Raw genomic sequence first — 3,647 nt, 5'->3', positions numbered from 1 at the left:
ATTCGCCCGTCATGGAGCGAGATGCCGAATGACCGCATGTCTTTGTGCCGCTTCCTAGAATGTTTCCCAGTCCGCGTCCGATCCTGCCGACGCCGTGCCTGCCGCGGCAGGACGCACTGTGGATTCGGCTGCGGCGCGGGCCGTCCTCGGTTTCAGAGCCGGCTCGACACGTGCCGCGTCGGCGCCATGGGTGGCCGAAGGCGGCGCTGCGTGGTTGGCCGTCTGGGTCGCCGTGTGCGTTGTCAAATTTGCAGCCGAATTCGCGGCGGCGTTGCCCTGCGCCCGCTGCGGTGCTCTGGTCGGCTGAGCAGTCTTGCCGCCGACCGTCACGCCATCCGCGTTGCTGTTTGCGCTGCCCTTCGTGCCGCCGTTCGTGCGCATCGCGGCTTGCGTGCGCACCCCGGTGGCGCCGGTGCGGGTCTGGCCGCCGGCCACCTTCCAGACATTCACCACCGCTTGCAATTGACGCGTCTGGTCTTCGAGCGACGCCGCCGCAGCCGCGGCCTGTTCGACCAGCGCGGCGTTCTGCTGCGTCACCGCGTCCATCTGCACGACCGCGCGATTCACCTGTTCGATGCCGCCCGACTGCTCTTCCGAAGCCGCGCTGATTTCGCCCATGATGTCCGTCACGCGGCGCACCGCCTGCACGATCTCGCCCATCGTGGTACCCGCGCGGCCGACCAGCGCCGAGCCGCTTTGCACCTTGTCGACCGAGTCGCCGATCAGTTCCTTGATCTCTTTCGCGGCGCTCGCGCTACGCTGCGCGAGGCTGCGCACTTCGCCCGCGACCACCGCGAAACCCCGGCCCTGCTCGCCTGCCCGCGCGGCTTCGACCGCCGCGTTCAGCGCGAGAATGTTGGTCTGGAAGGCAATGCTCTCGATCACGCCGATGATGTCGACGACCTTGTTGGAGCTGGCCGCGATGCCCTCCATCGTGGTGACGACCTGGCTCACCACGTCGCCGCCGCGCGTTGCGATATCCGACGCGTTGACGGCCAGCTGGCTCGCCTGGCGCGCATTCTCGGCGTTCTGACGCACGGTGCCGGTCAACTGCTCCATGCTCGAGGCGGTTTCCTGCAGCGAGGCGGCCTGTTGTTCGGTGCGTTGCGAGAGATCGGTGTTGCCCATGGAGATCTCGCGCGCGCCGGTGTCGATCGATTCGGTGCTGCTGTGAACCGCCCTCACCATCGCCGCCATGCTGTCCTGCATCCGCTTGATGCCGGCGAACAGGCGGCCGACTTCGTTGCGGCTGAATACTTCGATCTGCTCGGACAGGTCGCCCGACGCGATCCGTTCGAAGCACGCGGTCGCATCGTTCAGCGGCTGCACGATCAGGCCACGCAGCGCGAAGCGGATACCCACGACCAGCAGCAACGCAATTACGGTGACGCCGATGATCAACGAGGTCATCAGCGAGATGTTCGCTTGCGCGCTTGCCTGCTGATCCACGGCGCTTTGCTGCAATGCCTTGATCACCGCCGATGCGGCAGTGTCGTAGGCGATGAACATCGGGCTGATGTTCGTATCGGCGATGGCGTGGTAGGCGGCCATGTCGTTGGCCTTCAGCGCCGCGAACTCCGGATCGATGCCGTCATGCATCAAGCTCGCGCGCTTGGCGACCACGTCGTCGAGGAGTGCCTGATCGATGCCTTTCTTCGGCGCATCGAGATAGCTCTGCCAGCTCAGATTGCCGCTGGTCAGCAATTCCTGCGCGCGATCGATCGCTTTCTTCGCCTCGTCCGCGTTGCCGGCGGCCGAGAGCGTATTGAAGCGGTCCACCGCGAGACGCGAACGCAACAGGTACGACGACGCATCGTCGATCGCGTGAATGGCGACCAGATCGCCGCGCGCGATACGGTCGAGCGACTGACTCGCGCCGTTCAGCGCGGTTAGACCAAGCGCGCCGACCACGACCGTCAGCGCAACCAGAATGATCCCCACTATCGTCAGCGATGTGCGAATCGACCACCTGCTCAGCATCTTGGCACTCCCTGTTCGATCTATCTTTCGTACTCACGCGGACTGACGTGTTCCGGCGTTTGGGCGTTTCGGCGTTCAGCCGCCGAGCGATTCGATCAGCGCCATTTCGCGGCTGGTCATCAGCTTCTCGATGTCCATCAGGATCAGCATGCGGCCGTCGACCGTGCCCAGTCCCGTCAGGTACTCGGTCGTCAGCGTCGCGCCGAATTCCGGTGCCGGCATGATCTGGTCGGTGGCGAGCGTGAGCACGTCCGACACGCCGTCCACCACCATCCCGACCACGCGATGCGCGACGTTCAGGATGATGACGACAGTCTGATGGTCGTACTCGACACGGCCCAGATGAAACTTGATGCGCATATCCACGATCGGCACGATGATGCCGCGCAGATTGATCACACCCTTGATGAACTCCGGCGCATTGGCGATACGCGTGACGTTGTCGTAGCCGCGGATTTCCTGCACCTTGAGAATGTCGATGCCGTACTCTTCGGCGCCGAGCGTAAAGACCAGGAATTCCTGACCGCCGGCCTCTGCTTGCCGCGCATCGCGGCGGCCATTCGTCCCGTTCGCGACGTTCGAATTGATGGATTGGACTTCTGCCACGTTAGCCCCCAAACGGTTGGGATGAAATAAATTGAGTGAGTGTTGCGAAAACTGCGCGCGTTACGCATGCCATTGGAAATGCCATGACGGATCTCATGCGAGGCTCAGCGCGCCGTGCGCATGGCGCGTTTCGCGATTCAGCGCCGCCACGTCCACGATCAGCGCGACACTGCCGTCGCCGAGAATGGTCGCGGCGGAAATGCCGTGCACCTTGCGGTAATTGGTTTCCAGATTCTTCACGACCACCTGCTGCTGGCCCACCAGTTCGTCGATCAGCATCGCAAAGCGGCGCCCTTCGGTTTGCATGATGGTGACAATGCCTTGCGTCGGTTCCTGCTTGGCGTCTTCGACGTTGAAGACCTCGTGCAACGCGACGAGCGGCAGATACTCACCGCGCACGCGCACCACCCGTTCGCCGTTGGCCACCGTATAGATGTCCTCGGCGCGCGGTTGCAGCGACTCCATCACGAAGTTGAGCGGCAGAATGAAAATCTCGCTGCCGACCTTGACCGACATGCCGTCGAGAATCGCCAGCGTGAGCGGCAGAACGATCCGCGTGGTGCTGCCCTTGCCCGCATGCGAGGTGATTTCCACGTGACCACCCATCGACTGGATGTTGCGCTTCACCACGTCCATGCCGACGCCGCGGCCCGAGACGTCCGTGACCTGCTCCGCCGTGGAGAAGCCGGGCAGGAAAATCAGGTTCCAGACTTCGTCGTCGGTCATGCTTTCGCTGACTTGCATGCCCTGCTTGGCCGCCTTCGCGAGAATCTTGTCGCGGCGCAGACCGGCGCCGTCGTCGCTCACTTCGATGACGATGTTGCCGCCATGGTGAGCCGCCGACAGGACCAGCTGGCCCGTCCCGTCCTTGCCCGCCGCGCGCCGCGCCGCCACGGTTTCGATGCCGTGGTCGAGGCTGTTGCGCACGAGGTGAGTCAACGGATCGATGATCCGTTCGATGAGGCTCTTGTCGAGTTCGGTCGCCTGACCGAAGGTGACGAGTTCCACTTCCTTGCCGAGTTTCGCCGCCAGATCGCGCACCAGACGCGGGAAGCGGCTGA

3 protein-coding genes are annotated in these 3,647 nt (G+C 63.9%); all 3 read right to left on the bottom strand.

Annotation, left to right across the window (positions count from 1 at the left end; translation table 11 throughout):
- Positions 1-54 precede the first annotated feature (54 nt).
- Entirely contained in the window at positions 55-1,980 is a 1,926-nt protein-coding gene (locus QOC89_RS11055; RefSeq protein WP_323045049.1) for a methyl-accepting chemotaxis protein, read from the bottom strand.
- A 75-nt stretch (positions 1,981-2,055) separates the two neighbouring features.
- Positions 2,056-2,586: a chemotaxis protein CheW gene (gene cheW / locus QOC89_RS11050; RefSeq protein WP_323045048.1), complete on the bottom strand. Its 531-nt coding sequence runs from the start codon at positions 2,584-2,586 to the stop codon at positions 2,056-2,058.
- 93 nt (positions 2,587-2,679) lie between these two features.
- A partial coding sequence (locus tag QOC89_RS11045; RefSeq protein WP_323045047.1) for a chemotaxis protein CheW occupies positions 2,680-3,647 on the bottom strand: 968 nt, incomplete at its 5' end.

It is taken from the genome of Paraburkholderia sp. (assembly GCF_034668105.1).
GTDB lineage: Bacteria > Pseudomonadota > Gammaproteobacteria > Burkholderiales > Burkholderiaceae > Paraburkholderia.
This window is presented reverse-complemented; position numbering and strand designations above follow the sequence as displayed.

Bases quoted from the DNA above. Each gene is read 5' to 3' on its own strand.
- QOC89_RS11055 (WP_323045049.1), bottom strand. From the start codon at position 1,980: ATGCTGAGCAGGTGGTCGATTCGCACATCGCTGACGATAGTGGGGATC.